Source organism: Microbacterium sp. (genome assembly GCF_047606385.1).
In the GTDB taxonomy this organism is placed as follows: Bacteria; Actinomycetota; Actinomycetes; order Actinomycetales; family Microbacteriaceae; genus Microbacterium.
In genome coordinates this window covers 53,748-79,004 of sequence record NZ_JASGEL010000030.1, presented here as the reverse complement: position 1 = coordinate 79,004, position 25,257 = coordinate 53,748, and the positions used below count along the sequence as shown (strand labels likewise).

The following is a 25,257-nucleotide window of genomic DNA, read 5'->3' as shown; positions in this document are numbered from 1 at the left end:
TCGTGGCTGCATGACAGCGGACGCGACCTCGGTCCGCCGCGCCGCCCTCGTCTACAACCCCGTCAAGGTGGATGCCGACCGGCTGCACGAGCAGGTGGTGCACCTGTCCCGCCGCGCCGGCTGGGCCGACCCGCTCTTCTTCGAGACCGCGATCGACGACCTGGGCCAGGGGTGCGTGGCGCGGGCACTGGCGGCCGGCGCCGACGCGGTGCTCGTCGCCGGCGGCGACGGCACGGTGCGCGCGGTGTCGGAGGCCCTGACCGGCACCGGCGTGCCGCTGACGATCGTCCCCAGCGGCACCGGCAATCTGCTCGCCCGCAACCTCGCCCTGCCACTGGACGACCCGGAACGCGTGATCGCCGCGACCTTCGGCACCCACCACCGCGGCATCGACATCGGCATCGCCCGAATCGCCCGCCCCGACGGGGGCAGCGAGGAGGCCGCATTCGTCGTGATGGCCGGCATGGGGCTGGATGCCGCGATGATCGCGAACACCCGGCCCACGCTGAAGAAGGCCGTCGGCTGGGTCGCCTACGTCGACGGCGCCGCGCGGTCGCTGCCGAAGGCGAAGCCGTTCCGGCTCGTCTACCAGGTCGAGCACGGCCGGATGCACACGACGAAGGGATACAGCATCCTGTTCGCCAACTGCGGCACGCTGCCGGCCGGGATCGCGCTGATCCCGGACGCCTCGATCGCCGACGGCACGATGGACGTCGTGCTGATCCAGCCGCGCGGGTGGTGGGGCTGGCTGGCCGTATGGCGCAAGGTGTGGTGGGACAACTCTGTGCTCCGCCGGTTCCGTGCCGGCCGGCTCGTGCTGGAGCGACGCCGCGACCAGTCGGTGCGGTACCTGCAGGGAGAGATGGCCGAGGCGGGCGCGGCGCCGGCCCAGGCCGTGCAGCTCGACGGCGACGAGTTCGGCGAGGCCGTGCGGATGCGGTGCCACGTGGTCCCCGGCGGCCTGCTGGTCGCCCTGCCGCCGGGGCACGCCGTGCCCGGCACGACGTCGACCCCGCTGCCCGTGTCATAACTCCGCCTGGGCGCGACGATGCGGGCGCCGCAACCGGTTGCGGCCGCCGCCGCGACCTCGGCAGCCGGAGTTATGACACGGCGAGAGTCGCGTCAAGCCCGATCCACGCGCGCGCACGTGCCGCACGATGAGAGGGTGAGCACCCTCGTCTGGTTCCGCGACGACCTCCGCCTGGCCGACAACCCGGCGTTGCGCGCGGCGCTGAACCGCGACGAGCCGGTCGTCGGCCTCTACGTGCTCGACGAGGTCTCCCCCGGCATCCGTCCGCTCGGCGGGGCGGCCCGCTGGTGGCTGCATCACTCGCTCGCCTCGCTCGGCGCGGCGCTGCACGAGCGCGGCTCGACCCTGCTGCTGCGGCGCGGTCCCGCCGCGCAGGTCGTGCCGCAGGCGGTGGCGGACGCCGGCGCCTCCGCCGTGGCCTGGAACCGCCGCTACGGTGCACCGGAACGGGCGGTGGACGCCGGACTGAAGGACGTGTTGCGTGCCGGCGGCGTCGACGTGCGCTCGTTCGCCGGATCGCTGCTGTTCGAGCCGTGGGAGGTGCGCACCGGCGGCGGGACGCCGTTCCGCGTGTTCACGCCGTTCTGGCGCGCCTGCCGTCACCTGCCGGCGCCGCGGCATCCGCTGCCCGAGCCGCGGCACGTGCGCAGGCCGCGCCGCTCCCCCGGCACGGACGAGCTGGCCAACTGGAGGCTGCTGCCGGGCGCCCCGGACTGGGCGGACGGTCTGCGCGAGCGGTGGCGGCCGGGCGAGCCCGGCGCGAGGGCCCGGCTGCGCGAGTTCGTCAAGGAGGACCTCGCCGGCTACGACACGGCGCGCGACGAGCCCGCCGCCGGCGCGACCTCGCTGCTGTCGCCGCGGCTGCGCTGGGGCGAGCTGAGTCCGCAGCAGGTGTGGCACGCCGCTCTGGCGGAGGGCGGCGGCGCGGACCGGTTCCTCACCGAGCTCGGCTGGCGCGAGTTCGCGTGGCACACGCTGTACGCCCACCCGGATCTCGCCGCGGCCAACCTGCAGCCGGAGTTCGACGCGTTCGAGTGGCCACGGCTGCGCCCACGGCTGCTGCACGCGTGGCAGCAGGGCCGCACCGGCTATCCGCTCGTCGACGCGGGCATGCGCGAGCTGTGGCGCACCGGCTTCATGCACAACCGGGTGCGGATGGCGGCGGCCTCCTTCCTCGTGAAGAACCTGCGCATCGACTGGCGGCGCGGCGAGCAGTGGTTCTGGGACACGCTCGTCGACGCGGACGCCGCGAGCAACCCCTTCAACTGGCAGTGGGTGGCGGGCTCCGGCGCCGACGCGGCACCCTACTTCCGCGTGTTCAACCCGGTGCTGCAGCAGCGGAGGTTCGACGCCGCCGGGCGCTACGTGCAGGAGTGGGCCCCGGACTCTGCCGGCATCGAGCCGATCGTCGACCTCGCCGCATCCCGCCGTGCCGCCCTCGACGCCTACGACCGGATGCGGCGGAATAGCCGACCGCGCACATGAGGTTGCAGGTGGGGATGACCTCCCCCGCCCTCTCCGTCCTCGATCTCGTCCCGGTGCGCACCGGCCAGACCAGCGCCCAGGCCGTCAACGCCTCCCTGGACCTCGCGCGCCGCGCGGACGCGCTCGGCTACCGCCGCTACTGGTTCGCCGAGCACCACAACATGCCGGCCGTCGCCTCCACGGCGCCACCGGTGCTGATCGCCGCCGCGGCGGCGCGCACCCAGCGGATCCGGGTCGGGTCCGGCGGGGTCATGCTGCCCAACCATTCGCCGCTCATCGTGGCCGAGCAGTTCGCCGCCCTCGAGGCGCTCGCCCCCGGCCGCGTCGACCTCGGCATCGGGCGGGCCCCCGGCAGCGATCCCGTGATCACCCAGCTGCTGCACCGGGCCGGCGTGACCAGCGACGTCGACCGGTTCCCGGATCACGTGCAGGACATCCTCTCCCTCACCTCGGCCGACGGGGCCACGGTGCAGTTCACCTCCGGCGGCACCTACTCTGTGCACGCGACCCCGGCCGCGGCGGGCGTCCCGGAGCTGTGGCTGCTGGGCTCGAGCGACTACTCGGCGACGCTCGCCGCATCCCTCGGCCTGCCATACGTGTTCGCGAACCACTTCTCCGGCGAGGGGCTCGATCGGGCGCTCGCGCTCTACCGCCAGCAGTACCGGCCGAGCGAGACGCACCCCGGGCCGGTCACGTTCCTCACCGCCAACGCGGTCGTCGCCCCCACGCGCGAGGAGGCCGAGGCGCGCGCGCTGCCGCAGATCCGCATGATGGCGCGCCTGCGCGGGAACCGGCCCCTCGTCCCGCTCGAGACGGTCGAGCAGGCGCAGCACGCCGAGGCCGCCGACCGGCTCGGCGAGCCCTTCGCCGGATGGGCGCGCGAGCGCTGGTTCCTCGGCCCGCCCGACGAGACGGCATCCGCCCTGCGTGCCTTCGCGCAGGAGCACGGCGTCGACGAGGTCATGATCTCCCCGGTCGGCGGCGCGTTCGAGACCGAGCCGATGGAGACCGCGACCGGCCGTGCGCAGACGCTCGAGCTCCTCGCAGAAACGCTCATAGCGGGCGCATAGGCAGCGCCGAGGGTCTACGGACGCTCTCCCCTCATCCTGGATGCATCGGATCCCCATCCGATCGCATCAGAGAGGAGGCCATCATGGCCCGCATCCCCGAGCCGGAGCAGACCCCCGACGGACCCGCCTACGAAGGACGCCTTCTGGTCCGCCCCGACGACGAGGTCGTCGACCAGGGCGCCGGCTTCGACATGCGCACGCTCGTCAGCCGCCGAGGCGTGCTGAGCCTCGTCGGCCTCGGCGTCGGCGCCGCCACCCTCGCCGCGTGCTCGTCCACGTCGACCGCGAGCACGACCGCTTCCGCGACGGCGACCGCCACCGCGACCCCCACCCCCACGACCAGTTCGAGCGCGACCACGACCGCGACCTACGCGACCGAGGAGATCCCGCAGGAGACGAACGGCCCCTACCCTGCCGACGGGACCAGCGGCGTGAACGTGCTGGAGGAGTCCGGCATCGTCCGCAGCGACATCACGTCGAGCCTGGACGGCGGCGCGACGGTCGAGGGCGTGCCGCTCTCGTTCACGTTCACCCTCAGCGACCTGGCGAACGACAACGCACCGTTCGAGGGGGTCGCCGTCTATGTCTGGCAGTGCGACGCCCAGGGCCTCTACTCCATGTACTCGGACGAGATCGTGGACGAGACGTATCTTCGCGGCATCCAGGTCACTGACAGCAACGGACAGGTCACGTTCCAGACGATCGTGCCCGGCTGCTATCTCGGTCGCTGGACGCACATCCACTTCGAGGTCTACCCGGATGCCGCATCCGCGACGAGCGTGGACAACCAGATCGCCACCTCCCAGGTGGCCTTCCCCGAGGAGATGCTCAACACCGTCTACGAGCTCGACACGTATTCCGGGTCGTCCGAGAACCTCGCGCAGGTCAGCCTCTCCACCGACAACGTCTTCAGCGACGGCTATGACCTCGAGATGGCGACCTTCACCGGTGACACCACGTCCGGCTATGTCGGATCGCTGTCCGTCGCCATCGACACCACGACCGCGGCCACGCTGTCCGACGCCGGTGGCGGCAACGGCGGCGGCAACGGCGGCGGTCGCTGACCATCGATCACCCCACCCAAGGAGAACCATCATGTTGCAGAACCTCACGGGCTGGCACGCCCTCCTCATCCTCGCGATCGTCGTCCTGATCTTCGGCGCGGCCAAGCTCCCGGGGCTCGCCCGGAGCGTGGGCCAGTCGATGCGCATCCTGAAGGACGAGAGCAAGGACGCGACCGCATCCCGTACCGACGCCGACCTCGTCCGGGACGAGCTCGCGGCACGCGCGACGGCGACGCCCGTCACCACGGCGGTCTCCGCCGCGGCAGAGCCCGCCACCACCGCTCCCGCCGAGCCGCGCCCCGTGTCATGACCACGCTGACCGCCGCGCGGGGGACGATGCCGCTGTCCGGCCACCTGCGGGAGGCACGGGGGCGCGCGGTCCGCGCGGCGGCGGCGGTGGCCGTCGGCATCATCGCCGGCTACGTCCTGTCCGACGGGATCCTGGAGATCCTGCGGGCCCCCATCGAGCAGCTCGCCCTCGAGCGCAGCGCCAGCCTCAACTACGACAGCGTGACCGGGGCGTTCGAGCTCAAGCTGAAGATCGCGCTGTTCGCCGGCATCGTGCTGGCCAGCCCGGTCTGGCTGTACGAGCTGTTCCGGTTCCTCGCCCCGGGCCTGACCCGCCGCGAGAAGAGGTACACGTTCGGATTCGTCTTCTCGGCGCTGCCGCTGTTCGCCGCGGGCTGCGCGACGGGCTTCGTGCTGTTCCCGCACATGGTGGAGCTGCTGGCGAGCTTCGCCTCGGCCGAGGACAGCACCATCCTGACCGCCTCCTACTACGTGGACTTCGTGATGAAGGTGATCGTGGCCACCGGGATCGCCTTCGTGCTGCCGGTGTTCATCGTGCTGCTGAACTTCATGGGCGTGCTCTCGGCCGCCGCGATCCGCCGGAGCTGGCGGGCGATCCTCATCGCGATCGTCGTGTTCAGCGCCCTGGTGACCCCGGCTGCGGACGTGCTGTCGATGTTCCTGGTCGCGCTGCCGATGACCGTGCTGTTCGCGGCCGCGTTCGGGATCGCCCACGTCCACGACCACCGCGCGGCCAGACGCGCCGCCGCAGACCTGCTGCCCGCCCCGACCACCTGACGGAGGGACCCCGTGTTCGGCCTGACATTCGAGAAGCTGTTCGTCATCGCGGTCATCGCGGCGATCGTGATCGGTCCGCAGCGGCTGCCCGCCCTCACCCGCCGGCTCGCCGAGACGATCCGCGCGCTGCGCGGCTTCGTCGAGTCGACCCGCGCCCGCGCGGAGGACGAGATGGGGGTCTCGCTGCAGCGGGCCGACTGGCAGTCGCTGGACCTGCGGCAGTACGACCCGAGACGGATCGTGCGCGACGCGCTCGCGGGCTCGGACACCGGGGCGAGCGCCACGAGCGCCGAGGCGGGCACGAGCCCGACCGCGGTGCCGTCATCGCCGGCGTCCGAGGCGCCGGTGTCCGGGACGCCGGGCTCCGGAACGCCGACTGACGCTCGTCCCGCCGCGGCCCCGACGGACGCCGCATCCGAGACGACGGCCGCCGACTCGGGCACGCGCCCCGCGCACGACGGCGCGCCGACCGTCATCACCACCGGCCCCGCCACGGATGCCGCCGCGCCCGTGGAACCGCTGTTCGATCCGGCGATCCTCGCCGAGGCGAGCCGCATCCATCCCGGTCAGCGATACCTGGTGAGCGGGGGGTCCGCGCATCCGCGCCGCATCCTCATCGAGTCGCTGCCGGAAGACGACCCCCGCCGCCTCGCGGCCCGCGTCGAGGCACCCGTCGCGAACTGACGTCCCGCGCTGCCCGCTGCGCGCTAGGCCTCGGGCTCGCCGCTGAGCAGGCCCCGCAGCCAATCGCGCGCCTCGACGAACACGTCATCGGAGTAGCGGTCGGAGTACCGCACGATCGCACGGTCGGCGCGCGGGTAGGAGCCGAGGAAGATCACCTTCGGGCTGAACCGGCGCAGCCCCATCAGCGCGTCCGCCATCCGCTCGTCGCGGATGTGGCCGTCGGCGTCGATCACGAACCGGTAGCGTCCGAGCGCGTCGCCGATCGGCCGCGAGGCGAGCAGGCTGAGGTTGATGCCCCGTGTGGCGAACTGCTCGAGCATCTCCATCAGCGCCCCGGCGTACTCGCTGGGCAGCTCCACGATGAGCGAGGTCTTGTCGGCACCGGTGGGCGGCGGCGGCGCGACCGTGCGCTCCACCAGCACGAAGCGCGTGACGGCCTGCTTGTTGTCGCCGATGTCCTCCGCCAGCAGCGTCAGATCATGATGCTCGAGGATGCCGGGCGGCGCGATCGCGGCATCCGCGTCGCTCGTGCCGTCGGTCAGACCCACCGCGCTGGCGACATTGCTGGACGCCGGCAGGTGCGCGTGGCCGGGCAGCTCGCGGCCGAGCCACCGCAGGCACTGCGCGTAGGCGACCGGATGCGCGGCGATCAGGCGCACATCCGCCAGGGTCGTGCCGGGCCGGGCGACCAGCACGAAGCTCACCGGCACCAGGTACTCACCGACGATGCGCAGACCGGGCATCGTGGCCAGGGCATCCTGCGCGGTGGACACGCCGCCGTCCACCGAGTTCTCGATCGCGATCATCGCGGCGTCCGACCTGCCCTCGACGACGTCGGCGAGCGCCTCGGCGACGTTGTTGACGCTCTTCCAGATCTGATCGCGCGCCTCGGGCACCTGGGCGAGGGCGGCCTCGGTGAACGTGCCGGCGGGACCCAGGTAGCTGTAGGTGCGGCGGGGGGCGTCGGGCGCGTCGGTGGTCACGGGCACTCAGCCTAGACGTGACCGACGCGGCCGGGCAGTGCAGACTAGGCACATGAGCCGCGCAGGACAGCCCGCCGAAGCATCCGACCTCATCGACATCGACGAACTCATCGCCGCCTACTACGACCGCAAGCCGGACGCCGCGGTGCCCGACCAGCGCGTCGTCTTCGGCACCAGCGGACACCGCGGGTCCTCGCTGTCCACGAGCTTCAACGAGGACCACATCCTCGCCACGACGCAGGCGATCGTGGACTATCGCGTCTCGCAGGGCATCGCCGGCCCGCTCTTCCTCGGGCGGGACACGCACGGGCTGTCGCTGCCGGCCGAGCGCACCGCGATCGAGGTGCTCGTCGCGGGCGGCGTCGACGTGCGCGTCGACGCCCGCGAGTCATGGGTTCCCACGCCGGCGCTCAGCCACGCGATCCTCACCTACAACCGCGATCGGGCGCTCGACGACCCGGGTCGCGCCGACGGCATCGTCGTCACCCCCAGTCACAACCCGCCCCGCGACGGCGGCTTCAAGTACAACCCGCCGAACGGGGGGCCGGCCGACACCGACGCGACCGCCTGGATCGCCGATCGCGCCAACGCCTACATCGCCGCCGGGCTGGACGGCGTGATGCGCACCCGCTTCGCCGATCTGGACGCCGACCAGCTCGGCCAGTACGACTTCCGCGAGGCGTACGTGCGCGACCTCGACTCGATCATCGACATCGCCGCGATCAAGAAGGCCGGCGTGCGCATCGGCGCCGACCCGCTCGGCGGCGCCTCGGTCGAGTACTGGGCGCTCATCGCCGAGCACTACGGCCTCGACCTCACGGTCGTGAACCCCGACGTCGACCCGACCTGGCGGTTCATGACGCTGGACTGGGACGAGAAGATCCGCATGGACCCGTCGTCGCCGTCCGCGATGGCCGCGCTGGTCGCGAGGCGCGACGAGTACGACATCCTCACCGGCAACGACGCGGACGCCGACCGCCACGGCATCGTCACCCCCGACGCCGGGCTCATGAACCCCAACCACTACCTCGCCGTCGCGATCGACTACCTGTTCAGCCACCGCGAGGGATGGCCGGAGTCGGCGGCGGTCGGCAAGACGCTCGTGTCGTCGATGATCATCGACCGCGTCGTCGAGGCGCTGGGCCGGGAGCTGTACGAGGTCCCCGTCGGCTTCAAGTGGTTCGTGCCGGGGCTGCTCGACGGCTCGGTCGCCTTCGGCGGCGAGGAGTCGGCGGGAGCGTCGTTCCTGCGGCTGGACGGCACCGTGTGGACCACCGACAAGGACGGCATCCTGCTGTGCCTGCTGGCCGCCGAGATCCTCGCGGTCACCGGGAAGACGCCGTCCGAGCGCTACGCGGAGCTCGAGGACACCTACGGCACGTCGGTGTACCAGCGGGTGGACGCGCCGGCGACCAAGGCGCAGAAGGCCGCGCTGGCGAGGCTGTCGCCGGAGGCGGTCACCGCCACGGAGCTCGCGGGCGAGGAGATCACCGCGAAGCTCTCGCACGCCCCCGGCAACGGCGCGGCGATCGGGGGGCTCAAGGTCGTCACCGCCGACGCGTGGTTCGCCGCCCGCCCCTCGGGCACCGAGGACGTGTACAAGCTCTACGCCGAGTCGCTGCGCGGCGAGGGGCACCTGCGACAGGTGCAGGAGCAGGCCCGCGAGGTCGTGGCGGAGGCGCTCGGCGGGGTGTGACTCCCGCCACGGCGGCGCACCGGCGCGGCCGCGGCTCGGCGAGAGCGACTGGCCCGTCCGTCCTGCGTCGGGCGGTGGCCGCGCGCACGGAGATCGAGGCCTACGTCCAGTCGTCTCCTGCCGGCAGGGCGTTCACGAACGCCGCGCGGTCCTCCGCGAGCACCCATCCGTCGCGGATGAGCCGATCGAGCCGCCGGACGTATCGTTCACGGTAGGCGGCGGCGTCCCCGTACCGTGCGCGCAGCTTCTCGATCGGGAACGGCACCCGATGCCCGACGATGTCGGCGAGGTATTCCGGCCCGGCGATGGGCGCCTGCGGCGGAACCTCGCACCGGCCGGGGCGAGGAGTGCTGTGCGGCAGATAGGCGGCGGTGGGCACCTCGGTCCACGGTGTGCGCACGCCGCCGATCACATTGCCGTCGACCTCGCGACGAAGCGGAAGCGCCTCCGGAAACAGTGCGCACGGGCCGTCGTCGCGCGACGCCAGCGTGCTGAACGGCGTCACCTTCGGCGGGATCTCTCCCTCCTGCGCCCAGCGCTCGAGTTTCGCGAACAGCGCGATGACCACGAGGTCCATACGTGCGTCAGAGGCCTCTTCCAGGATCTCGCGAAGAGGCTTGCGGATGCCCTTCTTCTCGAGCTGGTCCGCGGCGGTCTGCCCGCCTCGGCCCGTCGCCCCGCTCGAATGCGAGGTGCCCGCGACCTGGTAGAGCCGGAACAGGTCTTCCGGCCCGTCGGCGTCGTCCCGGCTCGAGGTCCCGTTGCTCTCCGACTCGTATTCGCTGAGGATCTCCATCACGGGGACGCCGATCGCCTGCACGGTCCGCCGGGGATCGTCCAGCGGCGGCGGCGTGACGCCGTCGCTCAGCGGCCAGTAGCCCAGCGCGTAGTCACCGCCCCCCGCGATGCACAGCGCGTACCCGTCGACCACGGGCCGTCCGTCGTCGAGCAGGTTCTCGGCGTGAAAACCCTCGGCGAGGTACACGCGCACCATGCTGCCCGTCGCCGACCAGCCGGACACGAACAGGCTCCGCACCGGTCGACCGAAGATCTCGAGCGCAGCGGCGGTGCGCAGCATCCGGGTCACCTGCTGGAGGATCGAGAACCCGAGCCCCTCGAACGGGATCGTCAGGTCGGCGTAGCGCTCCGGATCGAAGTCGTCGATCATCTCGCGCACCGGCCCGGGGAAGACCGTGACCCCGACGTACGCATGCCCGGAACGCACGATGTGCGGCGCAAGGCTCCGCCATGTGGGCGGGTTGTCGTGTTCGGGATGCAGGGGCTCGACGTGCACCGTGCCGCTGAACCGGGAGGATTCGGCCGGTCGGCGGACGAGGATCCGGGTCGTGAAGGGGACGTCCGCTGTGCGGATGCGACGGGAGCCGTCGGCCGCATAGTCGAAGAGGTCGGCTTCGCCTGTGACCAGGTACTCCCGCTCCACGTACCCCACAGGATCGAGATCGAAGCCGACGGCGAGGTCGGGCAGGAACGCCGTGCCGAACGGCTCCGATCCGGCAGTCACCGTCAGGCGGGTGAAGCTCGGTGTCGCTGTTGCCCGGGCCTGATCAGACATGGGTGGGGTACTCCTTGTCGAGCATGCCGGACGACGCCAGCAGCGCACGGGTGTAGTCGTTGACCGGCCGGTTGAAGATCTGCTCGGTCGTGCCGTGCTCTTCGAGCGTGCCGTTGCGCATCACGGCGATCTCGTCCGTGAGATGACCGACCACGGCCAGGTTGTGGCTGACCATGATGAGCGTCAGATCGCGTTCGCGCCGCAGCCTCAGGATCAGGTTGATGATCTGCGCCTGCACGGAGACGTCGAGGGCCGACGTCGGCTCGTCGGCGACGAGCACCGTGGGGCTGCAGGCCAGGGCGCGGGCGATCACGACGCGCTGGCGCTGCCCGCCGCTGAGCTGGCGAGGATAGGCGTTCCCCAGCTCGACCGTCAGGCCGACCTCGTGCAGGAGCTGCCGCGTGAGCTCGGCCGCCGCCCGCGAATTCAGCCTGCCGGCAACTTTCGCCGCTTCCGCGATCGCCGCAGCGCAGCGCTGTCGCGGATCGAGCGCCGAGTACGCGTTCTGGAAGATCAGTTGCACCCGTCTGCGGTCCGGTCGGTCCCGCGGTCTTCCGCCCCACTGGCCGCCGAGCACGCGGATGCTGCCCTCGCTCGGCTCCAGCGCTCCGACGATCAGGCGTGCCAGGGTCGATTTTCCCGACCCGCTCTCCCCCACGATCCCGAGGGAGCCGCCCACGGGAACCGCGAGGGAGACGTCCCGCACCGCCGGCACGTGTTCGCGTCGGTACCGGAACGTCACGTTGCGCACATCGATGGCGGATTCCGTCTGCGTCTTCATGATGCCTCCGCCACCTCGCGCCACCGGACGCACGCCGCCTCGTGTTCCTCGCCGACCGGGACGAGCGGGGGCGTCCCGACCTCGCAGGCGGGAGCGGCATGCGCACAGCGGTCGATGAAGGGACAGCGCGATCGATGCCAGCCGGCCGGTGGAAGCGATTCGCCGGGGATCGGCACGATGGGCTGCCCGAACGGCACCGTGGTCGGGTCGCTGGCGATGAGGCCACGGGTGTAGGGGTGGGCCGCCGCCGCCAGCAGCGAGCTCGTTCGAGCGGTCTCGATGAAACGACCGGCATACATCACGCTCGTCCGTGCGCAGACTCTGCGGATTACGGCGAGGTCGTGCGAGACGACGATGAGCGCGAGCCCGTCGACGTCCCGGAGCTCTCGGAGCAGTTCGAGCACCTCCGTGGCGACGGTGGCGTCGAGCGCCGTGGTGGGCTCGTCCGCGACGAGCAGCCGCGGCCCGTTGGCGAGCGCCAGGGCGAGCAGCACCCGCTGCTGCATCCCACCCGAGAGCTGATGCCCGTACTGGGCGAGCACCTGCTCCGGGTCGCGTAGACGCACGCGGTCCAGCAGTCGGAGGGCGTGATCGCGCCAATTGCCGTCGAACGACGGGGTGCTGTCGAAGACCTCCTTGAAGTGCGTGCCCACACGCCGGAACGGGTTGAGCCCGGACAGGGACGCCTGCGGCATGAACGCGATGCCGCCGCGGCGCACGTCGCGCCAGTCGTGGATGCTCGCGCGCTCCAGGGCGACGCCGTCGAAGCGCAGTCGCCCGGAGACGATGGATCCGCCGTGCTGCCCCAGCATCCCGGTGAGGGTGCGGCAGAGGAGGGACTTTCCCGAGCCGCTCTCCCCGACGATGCCGAGCGACTCGCCGACCCCGAGGCGGAAGGACACGGGGCCGACGCGCACGCCTGCGACCTCCAGGACGAGTTGGTCGACGTCCAGCAGACTGCGCCGCTCGATTGGGCTCACCGTCTCGGTCCTCTCTTGGATGATCGTCATCGACTCACCTCGACTCTCTTCGGGCGATGAGGCCGCTGGTGGACAGCGTCACCCCGACGGCGGTCAGGACGAGCACCAGGGCGGGGAATGCGGTGATCCACGGCGCCTGCGCGAGCACGGGCCGGCCACCGTACATCATGGCGCCGAGCTCCGGCGTGGGCTCGGTGATCCCCGCTCCGATGAACGCGAGACCGCCGATCAGCGCGATCGTCATGACGGCGTCCGTCATCGCGTATGTGAAGCTCGCCTGGAATGCGTTGGGCAGGATGTGCTTGAGCACGATGCGCGCACGCGAGTATCCCATCAGCCGCGCCCCCACCACGAAGTCGCGGTCGGCGAGCGCTGCGGCCTGGGTCCGGCCGAGCCTCGCGTAGATCGACCATCCCGTGATGAGGATCGCGACCATCACGCCCGGCACCCCCTCCGGAACGCCGAAGGGACGCCACTCCGGCCCGACCGACAGCACGATCAGGAGCACGAGGAGCACGAAGGGGATCGCGATCAGCGCATCGGTCAGCCGCATGAGCAGATTGCCCCAGATCCGGTGCTTGGCAGACCCGACGAGCACGCCGAGCGTCGTGCCCACGATCAGAGCGAAGCCGACTCCGATGACGGCCAGCACGTAGTCCAAGCGCATCGCGGTGGCCAGACGCGTCAGGACGTCTCGACCGAATGCGTCGGTGCCCAGGAGATGCGCGGCCGAGGGCGCGGACAGCGGCGCGGCGCCCAGCGCGTCGGGAGCGTAGGGGCTGACGATCGGCACGATCACCGCCACGGCGAGCAGGGTCGCCAACAGCAGGACTCCGATGCGGAGGCCCCATCGATCCGCGCCCGCCCGGCGAGCGACGCGCGCGGGGAGTCGGAGCGTGAACCGCTCCCGTGTCACCGTGACCACCGTTTCCCCCTTTGCACCGGGTCGATGAACGCGACGGCGAGATCGGCGACCATGTTGATGATCACGACGAAGATGGCCGATGCGATGGTCATGCCCGCCACGGTCGGGTAATCCCTGGAGAGCACCGCCGTGCTCAGCGCCTGCCCGAAGCCCGGCAGCCCGAAGACCGCTTCGACGATGATGGCTCCGCCCAGCAGGATCGACGCGTTGAACGCGACGAGGGTGATCAGCGGCAGCGCGGTGATCGGCAGGACGTGGCGGATGGCGATGTGCGTCTCGGAGAGCGCCCGGCTGCGGGCGGCGTCGACGTACTCCTCCTTCATCACTTCCTGCGTCGACCGATACGCGGTCCTCGCGATCGGTGCGACCGCGACCATGCTCAGGGTGATGGCCGGGAGCCAGATGAATCGGACGTTGTCGATCGGCGAGGCGCCCCAGCCGCCCGCCGGCAGGACATTGAGCCAGATTCCGAAGACGAGCAGCAGCACCGTCCCCGTCACGAACGGAGGCAGCGCGATGAGGATCGACGACGAGAGGTCGACGGCGTGTCCCCATCGGCGCGAGTTGCGGTACCCCGCGACGAGTCCGACCGTCAGCCCGACGAGCAACGCGATCACGAGGGCCACGAAGATGACGCTCAGGGTGACGGGCAGCGCATCGAGGATGATCGACCAGACGCTGCGACCCTCGGTGAGGGACTGCCCCAGATCGCCGGTGGCGACCTGGAGCAGCCCGTTCACTGCCTGCGCCCAGACCGGGCGGTCGAGCCCGAGCTGCTGGTTGAGGCTCTCGATGGCCTCCGCCGATGCGGCCGATCCGAGGATCGTCGTGGCGGGGCTTCCGGGGATCAGCCGCACCAGCACGGAGGTCAGGAGCACGATCAGCGCGACCACGATGATCAGCTCGCCCAGCTTGCTGCCGACGACGCCGGCAGCCCGCGCCACGATCTTCATTGCGCTGGTGCCGGCGCGACGTCCAGCAATCCGGTCGGCGAGAAGAAGATCTGTGCGGCGAGGTCGGATCTGACCGCCCAGAGGCTCGGGTTCGTGGTCAACGGGATCCACGGCGTGTCCGCGGCGAACAGCGTCGCGAGCGACTCCAACGCGTCGACCTGGCTGTCCTTGTCGGCGGAGTACACGGCGTCCACGGCGGCCGAGACCTCGTCGTCGCTCCAGTTCGAGAACATCGCCTTCGTCGGACCGGACGGATCCAGCAGCAGCGCTGTCGCCTGGGTCAGTCCGAACCCGCCACCGCCGGTGAGCAACAGCTGGAAGTCGCCGCTGAACGCTTTGGTGTTGTAGGTCGTCTGGTCGAACGGCAGCAGCTGCACGGTGATCCCGATCTCCTTCAACTGGCTCTGCAGCACGACTGCGGCGCTGTTCGCGAACGCGGAGGAGGTGTTGTAGGTCAACGAGAGCTCGCAGCCGTTCTCGCACGAGGTGCCCTCGAGCAGTTCGGCGGCCGTGTCGAGGTCCGCGGTCGCGGAGTAGATCTGGTTGAACGACTCATCGGACCCCGGGAAGTTCTCCGAGTAGGGGCCGAGGAGCGGAGCGCTGATCCCGCTGGTCGCGATCGTCGCGAGCGACGTGCGATCGATCGCGTTGCCGATCGCCTCGCGAACTTTCTGATCCGACAGGATGCTGTCCGTCGCGTTCGCGCCGAGGACGGTGATGCCCCAGGTGTCGACCTGTTCGACCGTGGCGCTCGAGCCGAGCGTGCCGGCGGAGGTCGGCGCCAACTGCGTCACCATCTGCAGCTGTCCGCCCTGGAGCTGGTTGACGGCAGACGTGGAGTCCGCGACGACATGGAACACGAGCTCGTCCACCGACGGCTTGGTGCCGGCGTAATCGTCGTTGGCCACGAGGGTCACGGTGTTGCCGGAGATGTCGCCATCGACCTTGTACTGCCCGGCGGAGACCAGCGACGTGGCGAAGCCGTCCTCATCCCAGGATCCCGCGGGCACGATCGCGAAGGGGAAGAGCGCCAGCTGCGCCTGGTAGTTCGGGTTCGGCGCCGAGAACGTGAAGACCACGGTGTCGTCGCCTTCGGCAGTGACGGATTCGATCCCGCGATAGAAGATCGCGCCGATGCCGCTGCTGAGGCCCAGATCCCGGGTGTACGTCGCCGCGACGTCGTTCGCGGTCAATGGAGTGCCGTCGGTGAAGGTCAGGTCGGGCTTGAGCGTGACGGTCGCGGTCAGCTCGTCGCTGGAGAGCGTCGCCGACTCGGCGAGCGCGGGCTCGACCTCGTCGGTGGTGTTCGGCACGTACGAGAACAGCGTGCCCCCGATCAGGTGCAGGAACCACACGTTCTGAAGGAGGATCGTGTTCGCAGGATCGATGCCGGTGATCGGACCGGGCATCGCGACATCGATCGAGTCGACCTGGGTCACGGCCGCGGTCGTCGTCTGCGCGGCGCTCGTTCCCCCGCATGCCGTCAGTGCGACGGCCAGCGCCACCGCGCCCGCCACTCCCATGCCCCGACGGAGGAACGGGGACATCCTTGCTGCTGTTGCCTGCATCATTGCAGTTCCTTTCTTGCCGGCCGGTCGGCCGTTCAGTACAAGTGGATGATCAGATCATACGACATTTATATGACGATCAATTGTTGACTGTCCTATTTTTCGGGGAGCACGCTCGCGGGTGCCACGGCGGCATCCGGCTGCACATAGAAGGCGATGAGGGCGCCGCCGGGGGTCTTCACAGCCGGCAGTTTCACCTCGACGAAGGCCGGTTGCAGCCCACCGTGCTCGATCCGCTGGGCGTCGAGCCGGTCGCGGACCCGCTCGATCGCGGCACGGTCGGGGACACCGATGCCGAGCACCGTGAACCCGGCTGCGGCTGCCGCCAGCGCCGGCGCTCGCCAGAGGACGATGTTGGGTCCTCCCGACGCGCGGCGCATCGCCGATCCGAGCGGCCCCGCCTCACCGGGGAAGTCGAAGTCCCAGACGTACCCGAGCACTCGTTCCCAGAACGCACGCGCAGCGTCGAGATCCGCGACCGGGATGCGGACGTGGTGCGTTCCGGTCCAGACGTCCGGCGTCGTGCTGTCCACCTCGGGCACGGCCCTCAGTCCTCGACTTCGACGAGGCCGTCGCTGAGGCACAGCGTGCCGTCCGCGAGGGCCGTCTCGAAGCTGTACACCGCGCGGCCGTCGCGCCGACCGGCACGGTAGAGGCGAGTGGTGATCGTGTCGTACGGGCTCACCCAGCGGCTGAACCGGACCGCCAGCCGCTTGATGCGCGCCGCGTCTCCCCCGGCGACGTTCTCGGTGATCGCCCGGGTCGCGAAGGCGAACGTGCAGTTGCCGTGGAGGATGATCCCGGGGAACCCGAACCGCTGGGCGAACGCGTTCTCCGAGTGCAGCGGCATCGTGTCACCGGAGGCGCCCATATAGCGGTAGCTCTGGTCGGGATCGAAGGACTCCGTCACCTCCAGGAAGGGCCCCGCTTCGCGCGCGTACTCGCGCGCCGGCGGCAGGTCCCCGATCGCCTCGGGGGCGATCGCCGTGCGGATGAAGACCGTGACGTGCTGATCGACGATCGGGGTGCCGTCCTCCAGGGCGGTCACGCCTTTGATGGTGATCAGCGACCCGGTCGAACGGGGCGTGATCCCCAGCGGGTAGGCGCGGGTCACGAGCTTCATGCCCGCCTCGATCGGACGGTGGAACACGAAGTCCTGCTCGCCGTGCAGGCCCATCATCCGCTTCTCGGCCGGCGGCATGTTCTCGGTGAGCGGGGCGATCACCTTGAACGCCGGGACGACGTTGAAGACGGGGCTGGCGATGTCCCCGGCGAGGTGACGGGGGTTGGTGTCGTTGGTCGCGTGCGCGTAGGCGATCAGGCGCTCGCGATCGACGACGAACTCCGCCGGCTCGCTCCATTTGAACAGCGGCTCGGTGTCGAACTTGTCCGTCTCCAGCGTGGTCATGGGGATCCCTTCTCAGAATGAACTATTTGTTTACGATCGTTGTTTATTTGTCATGTAATTTGGGCAGTGCTCGAGACCGCACGCGACGACCGCGCCTCAGGCGCCGCTCACCTGTCGGGCGCTCGTCTCGCCGAGCGGCCAGTACCGCTCGCGCACGTCGCGGCGGGAGAGCTTTCCGAACTGGTTGCGCTCGATCGGCTCGGTGCGCAGCACCAGCTGCGTGGGCTTCTTCATCGAGCCCACCTTCTGCCGGCACAGCTCGACGAGCTCCTCCTCGGCGACGCTCGCGCCGTCGGCCACCACGACGACCGCCACCGGCGTCTCCCCCCACCGCGGATGGGGGATGCCCACCACGACCGCCTCGACCACGGCCGGGTGCGCACACAGCGCCTGCTCGATCTCGGCCGGCCAGATGTTGAAGCCGCCCGAGATGATCATGTCGTTCTTGCGATCGACGACGAACAGCAGGCCGCGCTCGTCGAGGTAGCCGATGTCGTTGGTGCGCACGTAGCCGTCGGCGGTGATGCGTTCCGCGGTGGCGACCGGGTCGTTCCAGATCCCCCGCATCCGGCCGTCGGAGGACACGAGGATCTCTCCGACGGATCCGGGGGGCAGAGGCGCCCCGGCCTCGTCGACGACGCGCACCGAGGTCCCCAGACACGGCCGGCCCGCCGAGGCGAGCACGCGCTCGTCGGTGGTGGCCCCGTAACGATGGTCCTCGGGGGTGAGGCACGAGACCGGCAGGCACTCGCTCTGCCCGTAGGTCTGGAAGAGCACGTCGCCGAAGGCCGCCTGGGCCGCCCGGGCGGTGACGACCGAGATCGGCGCGCCGGCGTAGACGATCGCCCGCATGCTCGACAGGTCGAAGCGCGCCACCTCAGGGTGGGTCGCGAGCAGCTGGAGCATGGTCGGCACCATGATCGTCAGCGTGCATCGGCGTCCGGCGATCAGTCGGAGCGCCTCCGTCGCCTCGAAATGCGGCATGACCTCGATGGCCGCGCCGCGCGCGACGAGAAGGTAGAGCACCGTGGAGGCGGCGTGGGTGAGCGGGGCCGCCGCGAGGTAGCGGTCTGCGGAGGTGATCCGCGGCAGCATGGCGGCGTTGGCCACCGTGACGTGCGCCCAGCTCTCGTGGGTGTGCACCGAGGCTCGCGCCGTTCCCGTGGAACCCGAGGAATAGGCGAGGTGCAGCACGTCGTCCGGTCGGACCGGGACCTGCGCGTCGTCGGCATCCGCGGCAGCGAGCAACAGCTCGTAGTCGAGCAGGAGCTCGTCCCCGCCGTCGAGCACGACGACGTGCGCGAGCTCGGGCGCCTGGGCGAAGACGTCGGCGAAGCGCTGCGCGAACTCGCGCGTGGTGAGCAGGACCCGAGAGCCCGAGGCCGTCAGCATCGCCAGATGCGCCTCCGCGCTGTTCATGGCGTGGAGCGCGGCGCGGACGTATCCCCCGAGCGCCAGGCCGGCCATCACCTCCAGCGTGGTCAGGTCGTTGGGCGCGAGGGTGGCGACCCGGTCACCCGGTGCGACGCCCAGCGCGCGCAACGCGTTGACCAGTCGGAAGGAGCGCTCGGCCACCTGGCTGTACGAGAGCGAGCGCTCCCCGCACACGATGGCGGGCAGATCGGCGTGCGTCGCGAAGGCGCGACGGACGAGTTCGGCGATGATCATTCGGAAGGTTCTCCGTCCGGGTCGGGAATGGGCCGGACGATGCGGAACCGCATGCGCGAGAAGCGCCAGCGTCCGTCGATCCGGGTGTACTCGCAGTCGTACCGACCTTCGTCCCACACACCCCAGACGGTGACCTCGCGGCCGCCGACCACGGCGCTGCTGTAGAAGCGGTGCCAGGTCCACAAGCCGGTGGCGCGGTCGCCGGCGACGGTCACGACCGGCGAGGAGAGGACGTAGCTCGCGCCCTCCAGGGGCACGTCGGCCATGTGCTGGAAGTGCTCGGCGATGGCGTCGCGTCCGGCTCGGGGACCGTGGGCGCGCATGTCGATGACGGCGTCGTCGGCGAAGTAGTCGACGAGGTCGTCGAATCGGCGATCGGCGACGGCACGAACGAACGCCGCGTGCATCGACTGGACCTCGTCGCGTCCTTCGAGCTCGAGGATGCGGCGTTCCAGTCGCTCGAGCTGGCCTTCGAGCTCAGCGCTCATCGCAGTCCTCTTTCTTCTTCCGTGCGACCGATGCCGAGCACGTCGTCCGCGTCCGGGTCGCGTCGCGGGGCGACGAGGCGGAACCACATCTCCGCGAACCTCCAGCGGCCGGCCGACCTGCGGTAGCGGGTGCGATACCGCCCCTCCCACCATGGGCCCGTGATGCGCATGCCGCCACCCATCACCGGGAGCTCGGTGAAGTGGCGCTGCCACGTCCACCATCCCCACCCCTCGTCGCCCGAGACCTCGATCTCGGGCGAGCTGAGCAGGTAGGCGTCCGGCGGCGAGCCGGCGGAATGCATCGCGGCGAACAGGTCACCGATCTCGACATGGCCACGACGGACGCCGTGCCCCCGGAGGGAGACGACCGCATCCGGCAGGAAGTCGTCGATCATCCCGTCCCAGTCGCGATCTGCCAGCCGGCGCACGTAGTCGCGATGCAGATCCGCGATCGCGGCGACGTCCTCGAGCCGGGACACGCGGCGAGCCGCAGCGGCCACCCGCTGCGCGAGATCGTCACTGGTCATGGGGCCCCTTCGCCTCGGATGCGGGAGCCGGTGTTGTTCCGGCTCGTCTCAGAATCTAATACATTCATCTGACTGTCGCAAGCAGTATGTCCTATATTGGGAATTCCCAGCCGGCGAAGGAGCCCTCATGCCGCAGTCCCCCGTCCACAGCGAGATCCGCGACGGCGTCGCGCTGATCACCCTCGCCCATCCCCCGGTCAACACGCTGAGCCGCCCGGTGCGCCGCACCCTGCTGGCCGCGTTGGAGGATGCGGAGCACGACGACGCCGTCCGGGCCGTCGTGCTCACGGGCGCCCGCATGTTCAGCGCCGGCGCGGACCTCGCCGAGTTCGACTCGGGCGAGGGGCTCGCCGAGCCCACCCTCCACCTGACGATCGCAGGGTTCCTCGATGAGATGTCGAAGCCGTCGGTCGCCGCCATCGCCGCCGTCGCCCTGGGGGGAGGTCTGGAGCTGGCGCTGGCGTGCTCGGCCCGCGTCGCCGCGCCCGGCGCACGGCTCGGGCTGCCGGAGACCACGCTCGGCTTCATGCCGGGAGCCGGTGGAACGCAGCGCCTGCCGCGGGCGATCGGGATCGAGCGCGCCCTCGACCTGATCGTCACCGGGCGCGCGATCTCCGGCGTCGAGGCGAAGGATGCCGGTCTCGTCGACGCCGTCGCGGACGATCCGATCGGCGAGGCGGTGCGGATCGCGGCCGAGACAGCGTCGGGCAGGCGCACGCGCCGCCGACTGCGGGACGAGCCGATCGCCGAGCCGCTCGCCGCCGCGCTGATCGACTCGGCGCGGCGCACCGTTGCCCGCTCGCGGACCGCCTCCGCGGGGGTGCGGGCGGCGCTCGAGGCGCTGCAGGCAGCCGTGAGCGCGCCCTTCGACGAGGGTCTCGCGACCGAGCTGCGCCTGTTCATCGACCTCGCCGGCCAGCCGGAGGCCCGGGCGGCCCGATACCGGTTCCTCAGCGAGCGCTCCGCACGACGCGCGGATGCCGCCGACGCGCTGCCCGTGACCACGGCGGCGGTGATCGGCGCCGGGACGATGGGCCGCGGCATCGCGCTCGCGCTGCTGCACGCCGGCATCCCCACCGCCCTCGTCGACACCACCGCCGAGGCCGTCGCGGCCGCCCGCGAGCAGATGGCCCGCCAGCTCGAGCGGGCGGTCTCGCGCGGGCGGGTGAGCGAGCAGCAGATGCACGATCGGCTGGCGCAGCTGCGCACCGCCACCGACATCGCGGCGGTCGCCGAGGCCGACCTCGTCATCGAGGCGGTGTACGAGAACCTCGCCGTGAAGCTGGACGTGTTCGCCGCGATCGATGCGCACGCTCGCGCCGGCGCGATCCTCGCTTCCAACACGTCGAGCCTCGACCTCGACGTGCTGGCGGCCGCTACGAGCCGGCCGGCGGACGTCGTGGGCATGCACTTCTTCAGCCCGGCCGACGTGATGCGACTCGTGGAGGTGGTGCAGGGCAGACTCACCTCACCGGCGGCGCTGGCCACGGCCGTGGCCACGGCGAAGCGCCTGGGCAAGCTCGCGGTCGTCGCACAGGTGGGTCCGGGCTTCATCGGGAACCGGATCTTCGACGCCTACCTGCGACAGGCCAACCTGCTGCTGGGCATGGGCGTGCGGCCCGAGCGCATCGACCGCGCCCTCGAGGCCTGGGGCATGGCGATGGGGCCGTTCCGGGTGCTCGACCTCGTGGGAAACGACGTGCCCTGGCAGGCGCGACAGGGCGCACCCGCGGATCCCGCATGGCGGTGGGCCGACGCGGTGGTCGAACGCGGATGGTACGGCCGCAAGACCGGACGCGGCTGGTACACGTACTCCGAGGACGCCGCCGTCCCCACACCGGAGCTGGCCGACGTGCTGCCGGCGGCGACCGCCGGGATCGACGACGACGAGATCGTGCAGCGCTGCGTCCTGGCGATGGTGAACGAGGCGGCCGCGGTGCTCGAGGAGGGGATCGCCGCCGATCCCGCCGACGTCGACACCGTGATGGTGCACGGGTACGGCTTTCCCGCGCATCGCGGCGGCCCGTGGTTCTGGGCCGGGCTGCGGGGAATGGACCGGGTGGTGCGCCAGATGCGCCGGTGGACGGCCGACGACCCGTCATGGCAGCCGCATCCGGCGCTGTACGCGGCCGAGGCGGTGAACGCATGACCGCCGCGATGATCGTCTCCGCCGCACGAACGCCGTTCAGCCGTTCCTGGTCGGGCGCGTTCAACCTGACGCCCGGCGCCGAGCTCGCCGGTCACGCCGTCGCCGCGGCGGTGGCCCGGGCCGGGGTGGAGCCCGACCGCATCGACGACGTCGTGCTGGGCTGCGCCAACGCCGAGGGCGCGACCGGGGGGAACATCGCCCGTCAGGCGGCGCTGCGCGCCGGACTGCCGCCGGCCACCGCGGGTGTGACGGTGAGCAGGTTCTGCGCGTCGGGCCTGGAATCCGTGGCGACCGCGGCCCAGCGCGTGCTCACCGGGCAGTATGACGTCGCCGTCGCCGGCGGCGTCGAGTCGATATCGCTGGTGCAGGAGCACATGACCGCGTTCATGGCGCAGGACCCTGCGCTGGTCGCGACGATCCCGAGCCTGTACTGGCCGATGCTGCGCACCGCGGAGGTGATCGCCCAGCGCTACGGCATCTCGCAGGAGCGCCAGGACGAGTACGGTCTGCGCAGCCACCTGCGCGCGGCCGAGGCCCGTGCGGCGGGCCGCTTCCGCGACGAGATCGCGCCGATCGAGGTACGACGTGCGCACTACCGGAAGGGCTCGATCGTGCCGGTGATCGAGCCCGAGACGATCGCGGAGGACGACGGCATCCGGGCCGACTCGACACTGGCCGGTGTGTCGGCGATCCGCCGCGCGATCCCCGGCGGCACGGTCTCCGCGGGCAATGCGAGCGGCTTCTCCGATGGGGCGGCCGCCTGCGTCGTGATGTCGGAGGAGGAGGCGACGCGTCGCGGGCTGGCGCCGCTCGGCCGCTTCGTCGACTACGCCGTGGCCGGCTGCGCCCCGGACGAGATGGGCGTGGGTCCCGTGTACGCCGTCCCGCGGCTGTTGGAGCGCAATGGCCTGCGTGTCGAGGACATCGACCTCTGGGAGCTCAACGAGGCCTTCGCGGTCCAGGTGATCCACTGCCGCGATGTGCTCGGCATCCCCGACGAGCGGCTCAACGTCAGCGGCGGGGCGATCGCGCTCGGCCACCCCTACGGAGTATCCGGCACCCGCATGACGGCGCATGCCCTCTGGGAAGGCCGGCGGCGGGGAGCGAGACTTGCCGTGGTGACCATGTGCGTCGGCGGCGGCCAGGGCGCAGCCGCGCTGTTCGAGATCCTCCCCGACCCCGGGACCGGGGCGGGGAACACCGAGAAAGGAACCGTTCGATGACGAATCCGATCGACGACGCCGTGGGCGCCGCTGCCGCCGCGTTCCCGGGCTGGTCCGGGCAGGGGCCTGGCGCACGCCGGGCCGTCCTCCTCGCAGCCGCCGACGAGCTCGCGGCCATGACCGACGAGGTCGTCGAGACGGTGCAGACCGAGCTCGGCGCCACGACCGGCTGGGCGATGTTCAACGTCGGCCTGGCTGCGGACATGCTTCGCGAGGCCGCGGCGCTGACCACGGCCGTGCAGGGCCGGACGATCCCCTCGGACAAGCCGGGGACGGTGTCGCTCTCGCTCCGGGTCCCGGCCGGCGTCGTGCTGGGCATCGCCCCGTGGAACGCCCCGATGATCCTGGGCGTGCGGGCCATCGCCACGCCTCTCGCCTGCGGGAACACCGCGGTCCTGAAGGCGTCGGAGCTGTGCCCCCGCACGCACGGCCTCATCGTCGAGGCGTTCCGCCGATCGGGTGCGCCCGCCGACATCGTCACGCTGGTGACGAACCGGCCGGCGGATGCCGCGGAGACCGTCGGCCGCCTCATCGACCACCCGGCCGTCCGGCGCGTCAACTTCACCGGCTCCACCGCCGTCGGACGCATCATCGCCCAGCGCGCCGCCGCGAACCTGAAGCCGGCGCTGCTGGAGCTGGGCGGGAAGGCCCCGTTCCTCGTGCTGGCGGATGCCGACCTCGACGAGGCGGTCACCGCGGCGCGGTTCGGCGCCTTCATGAACCAGGGCCAGATCTGCATGTCGACGGAGCGCATCATCGTGGTGGACGCCGTCGCGGACGAGTTCGTGACCCGGTTCTCCCGTGCCGCGGCCGCACTGGAGGCCGGCGACCCCGGCTCCTCCGACGCGGCCCTCGGCGCGATCGTCTCCGATGCCGCCGCCGACCACGTGCGAGAGCTGGTGGCGGACGCGGCGACCCGCGGCGCCACGATCACCGCCGGCGACGCCGGCGACGGCAGGTTCATGCCCGCGATCGTCCTGGACGGGGTGACCGCCGACATGCGCATCTACGGGGAGGAGAGCTTCGGCCCGGTCGTCTCGGTGATCCGGGCGCGCGACACCGAGGACGCCGTGCGCATCGCCAACGACACCTCGTACGGACTGAGCTCGTCGGTGTTCACGAGGGATCTGACGACCGCGATGACGGTCGCCCAGCAGCTGCGGACCGGCATGTGCCACATCAACGGCGCATCGGTGCACGACGAGGCGCAGATGCCGTTCGGCGGCGTGGGCGACTCCGGCTACGGACGCTTCGGCGGCGAGGCCGGGATCGCGGAGTTCACGGACCTGCGGTGGATCACCATTGACACCCTCCCCGGCGTCTACCCGCTCTGAGCAGGCCAGGAGCTCCGGAGGCCGGTCACACCATGGGCGGGCGGGCGACACCGTGGAAGCGGAACTCGCCGATGACCTCGTCCGGCCCGGCGTCCGCCGCGCGCGTCACGGTGACGTCGTACACGGCGCTGCGGGCGGCGCGGTGACGTTCCCGTCCGGTCGCGGTGAGGACGTCACCGCGACCGGACGGAGCGAGGAAGGCCACGTCCGCGGTCCGGGTGACCGGATGGGCGGTGCGCGTGCCGTAGGCGTACGCGAAGGTCGTGTCGGCCAGCAGGAACACGTAGCCGCCGTGACTGATGCCGTGCGCGTTGAGCATGGCGTCCATGACGGGCATGCGCATCTCTGCGCCCCCGGGCCATACCCGGACGAGCTCGATGTCGAGCGCGCGGACGGCGTCGTCGGACGCGTGCCTGTCGGCAGCGACCGCCGCCAGCTGCTCGGGGGACTCGGTCATGTGCGCTCCAGGGGACGGGGCCGGCCGGACACCGGCCATCCGGGACGGACGGGTAGAAATAGTACATATTGGTTACGATCGTATAGTCTATGTTGTGAATGCTCATCTCGGCTCAGCCCCTCCCC

At 71.1% G+C, this 25,257-nt stretch carries 24 protein-coding genes; 11 read left to right on the top strand and 13 right to left on the bottom strand.

The window, feature by feature from the left end; translation table 11 throughout:
• Positions 1–10: 10 nt before the first annotated feature.
• The 7 genes from QM626_RS03355 (at position 11) to QM626_RS03325 (ending at position 6,419) form a co-directional block, all read left to right on the top strand.
• Complete coding sequence (locus tag QM626_RS03355; RefSeq protein WP_415073963.1) at positions 11–1,030, top strand: diacylglycerol/lipid kinase family protein; 1,020 nt, start codon at positions 11–13, stop codon at positions 1,028–1,030.
• Positions 1,031–1,165: 135 nt separating this feature from the next.
• The gene (locus QM626_RS03350) at positions 1,166–2,515 is read left to right on the top strand and encodes a cryptochrome/photolyase family protein (RefSeq protein ID WP_415073961.1); all 1,350 of its coding nucleotides are present in this window, start codon (positions 1,166–1,168) and stop codon (positions 2,513–2,515) included.
• A gap of 14 nt (positions 2,516–2,529) precedes the next feature.
• The gene (locus QM626_RS03345; protein WP_415073958.1) at positions 2,530–3,585 is read left to right on the top strand and encodes an LLM class flavin-dependent oxidoreductase; all 1,056 of its coding nucleotides are present in this window, start codon (positions 2,530–2,532) and stop codon (positions 3,583–3,585) included.
• 83 nt (positions 3,586–3,668) lie between these two features.
• Positions 3,669–4,649, top strand: coding sequence for an intradiol ring-cleavage dioxygenase (locus tag QM626_RS03340; RefSeq protein ID WP_415073956.1), 981 nt, complete (start codon positions 3,669–3,671; stop codon positions 4,647–4,649).
• A 31-nt stretch (positions 4,650–4,680) separates the two neighbouring features.
• The gene (locus tag QM626_RS03335) at positions 4,681–4,959 is read left to right on the top strand and encodes a twin-arginine translocase TatA/TatE family subunit (protein WP_415073954.1); all 279 of its coding nucleotides are present in this window, start codon (positions 4,681–4,683) and stop codon (positions 4,957–4,959) included.
• Positions 4,956–5,735, top strand: coding sequence for a twin-arginine translocase subunit TatC (gene tatC / locus QM626_RS03330; RefSeq protein ID WP_415073952.1), 780 nt, complete (start codon positions 4,956–4,958; stop codon positions 5,733–5,735). The genes QM626_RS03335 and tatC overlap by 4 nt, the downstream gene beginning before the upstream one ends.
• 12 nt (positions 5,736–5,747) lie before the next feature.
• Positions 5,748–6,419 carry a twin-arginine translocase TatA/TatE family subunit gene (locus QM626_RS03325; protein WP_415073950.1) on the top strand — a complete coding sequence of 224 codons (672 nt, stop codon included), beginning with the start codon at positions 5,748–5,750 and terminating at the stop codon, positions 6,417–6,419.
• A gap of 23 nt (positions 6,420–6,442) precedes the next feature.
• Here QM626_RS03325 and pheA read toward each other — a convergent pair whose 3' ends face one another.
• Positions 6,443–7,402: a prephenate dehydratase gene (gene pheA, locus QM626_RS03320; protein ID WP_415073948.1), complete on the bottom strand. Its 960-nt coding sequence runs from the start codon at positions 7,400–7,402 to the stop codon at positions 6,443–6,445.
• Between the two features lie 52 nt (positions 7,403–7,454).
• Between pheA and pgm the strand changes: the two genes are divergently transcribed.
• Positions 7,455–9,098: a phosphoglucomutase (alpha-D-glucose-1,6-bisphosphate-dependent) gene (pgm, locus tag QM626_RS03315; RefSeq protein WP_415073946.1), complete on the top strand. Its 1,644-nt coding sequence runs from the start codon at positions 7,455–7,457 to the stop codon at positions 9,096–9,098.
• Positions 9,099–9,198: 100 nt separating this feature from the next.
• Here the strand turns inward: pgm and QM626_RS03310 are convergent, their stop codons facing one another.
• The 11 genes from QM626_RS03310 to QM626_RS03260 all read right to left on the bottom strand — a co-directional run bounded on the left by QM626_RS03310 (position 9,199) and on the right by QM626_RS03260 (position 19,969).
• Positions 9,199–10,671: an alpha/beta hydrolase domain-containing protein gene (locus QM626_RS03310; protein WP_415073944.1), complete on the bottom strand. Its 1,473-nt coding sequence runs from the start codon at positions 10,669–10,671 to the stop codon at positions 9,199–9,201.
• Positions 10,664–11,452 carry an ABC transporter ATP-binding protein gene (locus QM626_RS03305; RefSeq protein WP_415073942.1) on the bottom strand — a complete coding sequence of 263 codons (789 nt, stop codon included), beginning with the start codon at positions 11,450–11,452 and terminating at the stop codon, positions 10,664–10,666. The genes QM626_RS03310 and QM626_RS03305 overlap by 8 nt, the downstream gene beginning before the upstream one ends.
• On the bottom strand, positions 11,449–12,432 hold the full coding sequence (locus tag QM626_RS03300) for an ABC transporter ATP-binding protein (RefSeq protein WP_415073940.1): 984 nt from the start codon (positions 12,430–12,432) through the stop codon (positions 11,449–11,451). The genes QM626_RS03305 and QM626_RS03300 overlap by 4 nt, the downstream gene beginning before the upstream one ends.
• A gap of 34 nt (positions 12,433–12,466) precedes the next feature.
• Positions 12,467–13,357, bottom strand: a complete 891-nt coding sequence (locus QM626_RS03295) for an ABC transporter permease (RefSeq protein WP_415073938.1) — start codon at positions 13,355–13,357, stop codon at positions 12,467–12,469.
• Positions 13,345–14,301, bottom strand: a complete 957-nt coding sequence (locus QM626_RS03290; protein ID WP_415073936.1) for an ABC transporter permease — start codon at positions 14,299–14,301, stop codon at positions 13,345–13,347. The genes QM626_RS03295 and QM626_RS03290 overlap by 13 nt, the downstream gene beginning before the upstream one ends.
• 5 nt (positions 14,302–14,306) lie before the next feature.
• On the bottom strand, positions 14,307–15,857 hold the full coding sequence (locus QM626_RS03285; RefSeq protein ID WP_415073934.1) for an ABC transporter substrate-binding protein: 1,551 nt from the start codon (positions 15,855–15,857) through the stop codon (positions 14,307–14,309).
• Positions 15,858–15,973: 116 nt separating this feature from the next.
• Complete coding sequence (locus QM626_RS03280) at positions 15,974–16,420, bottom strand: VOC family protein (RefSeq protein WP_415073932.1); 447 nt, start codon at positions 16,418–16,420, stop codon at positions 15,974–15,976.
• Positions 16,421–16,425: 5 nt separating this feature from the next.
• A complete protein-coding gene (locus QM626_RS03275; RefSeq protein ID WP_415073930.1) occupies positions 16,426–17,286 on the bottom strand; it encodes a MaoC/PaaZ C-terminal domain-containing protein in 861 nt (286 codons plus the stop codon).
• A 96-nt stretch (positions 17,287–17,382) separates the two neighbouring features.
• Positions 17,383–18,954, bottom strand: coding sequence for a class I adenylate-forming enzyme family protein (locus QM626_RS03270; RefSeq protein WP_415073928.1), 1,572 nt, complete (start codon positions 18,952–18,954; stop codon positions 17,383–17,385).
• Entirely contained in the window at positions 18,951–19,442 is a 492-nt protein-coding gene (locus QM626_RS03265; protein ID WP_415073926.1) for a nuclear transport factor 2 family protein, read from the bottom strand. The genes QM626_RS03270 and QM626_RS03265 overlap by 4 nt, the downstream gene beginning before the upstream one ends.
• On the bottom strand, positions 19,439–19,969 hold the full coding sequence (locus QM626_RS03260; protein ID WP_415073924.1) for a nuclear transport factor 2 family protein: 531 nt from the start codon (positions 19,967–19,969) through the stop codon (positions 19,439–19,441). The genes QM626_RS03265 and QM626_RS03260 overlap by 4 nt, the downstream gene beginning before the upstream one ends.
• A gap of 127 nt (positions 19,970–20,096) precedes the next feature.
• Here QM626_RS03260 and QM626_RS03255 point away from each other — a divergent pair, with 127 nt between their 5' ends.
• Genes QM626_RS03255 through QM626_RS03245 form a run of 3 tightly spaced genes read left to right on the top strand, consistent with a single transcriptional unit; the run spans position 20,097 to position 24,675 of the window.
• Positions 20,097–22,118: a 3-hydroxyacyl-CoA dehydrogenase NAD-binding domain-containing protein gene (locus QM626_RS03255; protein WP_415073922.1), complete on the top strand. Its 2,022-nt coding sequence runs from the start codon at positions 20,097–20,099 to the stop codon at positions 22,116–22,118.
• A complete protein-coding gene (locus QM626_RS03250) occupies positions 22,115–23,341 on the top strand; it encodes an acetyl-CoA C-acyltransferase (protein ID WP_415073920.1) in 1,227 nt (408 codons plus the stop codon). The genes QM626_RS03255 and QM626_RS03250 overlap by 4 nt, the downstream gene beginning before the upstream one ends.
• Positions 23,338–24,675: an aldehyde dehydrogenase gene (locus QM626_RS03245; protein ID WP_415073918.1), complete on the top strand. Its 1,338-nt coding sequence runs from the start codon at positions 23,338–23,340 to the stop codon at positions 24,673–24,675. Before QM626_RS03250 ends, QM626_RS03245 begins: the two co-directional genes overlap by 4 nt.
• Before the next feature lie 25 nt (positions 24,676–24,700).
• Here the strand turns inward: QM626_RS03245 and QM626_RS03240 are convergent, their stop codons facing one another.
• Positions 24,701–25,132, bottom strand: a complete 432-nt coding sequence (locus tag QM626_RS03240) for a hotdog fold thioesterase (RefSeq protein ID WP_415073916.1) — start codon at positions 25,130–25,132, stop codon at positions 24,701–24,703.
• Positions 25,133–25,257 lie beyond the last annotated feature (125 nt).

Bases quoted from the DNA above. Each gene is read 5' to 3' on its own strand.
- QM626_RS03355 (WP_415073963.1), top strand. From the start codon at position 11: ATGACAGCGGACGCGACCTCGGTCCGCCGCGCCGCCCTCGTCTACAAC.
- QM626_RS03345 (WP_415073958.1), top strand. From the start codon at position 2,530: ATGACCTCCCCCGCCCTCTCCGTCCTCGATCTCGTCCCGGTGCGCACC.
- QM626_RS03340 (WP_415073956.1), top strand. From the start codon at position 3,669: ATGGCCCGCATCCCCGAGCCGGAGCAGACCCCCGACGGACCCGCCTAC.
- QM626_RS03335 (WP_415073954.1), top strand. From the start codon at position 4,681: ATGTTGCAGAACCTCACGGGCTGGCACGCCCTCCTCATCCTCGCGATC.
- tatC (WP_415073952.1), top strand. From the start codon at position 4,956: ATGACCACGCTGACCGCCGCGCGGGGGACGATGCCGCTGTCCGGCCAC.
- pgm (WP_415073946.1), top strand. From the start codon at position 7,455: ATGAGCCGCGCAGGACAGCCCGCCGAAGCATCCGACCTCATCGACATC.
- QM626_RS03310 (WP_415073944.1), bottom strand. From the start codon at position 10,671: ATGTCTGATCAGGCCCGGGCAACAGCGACACCGAGCTTCACCCGCCTG.
- QM626_RS03305 (WP_415073942.1), bottom strand. From the start codon at position 11,452: ATGAAGACGCAGACGGAATCCGCCATCGATGTGCGCAACGTGACGTTC.
- QM626_RS03285 (WP_415073934.1), bottom strand. From the start codon at position 15,857: ATGTCCCCGTTCCTCCGTCGGGGCATGGGAGTGGCGGGCGCGGTGGCG.
- QM626_RS03275 (WP_415073930.1), bottom strand. From the start codon at position 17,286: ATGACCACGCTGGAGACGGACAAGTTCGACACCGAGCCGCTGTTCAAA.
- QM626_RS03270 (WP_415073928.1), bottom strand. From the start codon at position 18,954: ATGATCATCGCCGAACTCGTCCGTCGCGCCTTCGCGACGCACGCCGAT.
- QM626_RS03265 (WP_415073926.1), bottom strand. From the start codon at position 19,442: ATGAGCGCTGAGCTCGAAGGCCAGCTCGAGCGACTGGAACGCCGCATC.
- QM626_RS03260 (WP_415073924.1), bottom strand. From the start codon at position 19,969: ATGACCAGTGACGATCTCGCGCAGCGGGTGGCCGCTGCGGCTCGCCGC.
- QM626_RS03255 (WP_415073922.1), top strand. From the start codon at position 20,097: ATGCCGCAGTCCCCCGTCCACAGCGAGATCCGCGACGGCGTCGCGCTG.
- QM626_RS03250 (WP_415073920.1), top strand. From the start codon at position 22,115: ATGACCGCCGCGATGATCGTCTCCGCCGCACGAACGCCGTTCAGCCGT.
- QM626_RS03245 (WP_415073918.1), top strand. From the start codon at position 23,338: ATGACGAATCCGATCGACGACGCCGTGGGCGCCGCTGCCGCCGCGTTC.
- QM626_RS03240 (WP_415073916.1), bottom strand. From the start codon at position 25,132: ATGACCGAGTCCCCCGAGCAGCTGGCGGCGGTCGCTGCCGACAGGCAC.